Raw genomic sequence first — 673 nt, 5'->3', positions numbered from 1 at the left:
AAGGTCCCGTGGGGTACGGCTGGGCGGCTCTGATCTTCGGTGGGGTTTGCCGGTGGAATAGGGGTGTCACAACGACATCGAAGAGGACGTGGACGCCATGACCGCCGTGCAGCACCCCACTACCAGTAAGGGTCAGGTTCCCGCTGAGCGCGCCGGCGGGACGACAGTGGCCGAGACCACGCGTGGCAGGGCGGTGCGGTTCACGTTGGCCGGGTTGCGGTTGGCGTTGGGCTGGGTGTTCCTGTGGGCGTTCCTGGACAAGATGTTCGGGTTGGGGATGGCTACGCCGGCCAAGGGGGCGTGGATCGATGGGGGGAGTCCGACCAAGGGGTTCCTGGGCAAGGCGGTGGCGGGTCCGTTCGAGGGTGTGTATCACGGCATTGCGGGTGCGGCCTGGGCGGACTGGCTGTTCATGATCGGTCTGGTGGCGATCGGCACGGCGTTGATCCTGGGTGTCGGTCTGCGGGTGGCGGCGGTGGCTGGTAGCGCGTTGTTGGTGCTGATGTGGAGCGCGGTGCTGCCTCCGGAGAACAACCCGTTCATGGATGATCACCTGATCTATGCCGGGGTGTTGGTGCTGATCGCGTTGACCGCGGCCGGTGACACCCTGGGGCTGGGCAAGGTGTGGGCGAGCCTGCCGATCGTCAAGCGGCTGCCCTGGCTGAAGTAACCC

General features: G+C 66.3%; 1 protein-coding gene. It reads left to right on the top strand.

Annotated elements, in window-relative coordinates; translation table 11 throughout:
* The first annotated feature begins 97 nt into the window (after nt 1-97).
* Nucleotides 98-670: a DoxX family protein gene (locus Ani05nite_RS40720; protein ID WP_203777576.1), complete on the top strand. Its 573-nt coding sequence runs from the start codon at nt 98-100 to the stop codon at nt 668-670.
* Nucleotides 671-673: the final 3 nt, after the last annotated feature.

Source organism: Actinoplanes nipponensis, assembly GCF_016862275.1.
Taxonomy (GTDB): Bacteria; Actinomycetota; Actinomycetes; order Mycobacteriales; family Micromonosporaceae; genus Actinoplanes; species Actinoplanes nipponensis.
The sequence above is the reverse complement of the archived record's forward strand: the minus strand, read 5'-3'. Positions and strand labels throughout refer to the sequence as shown.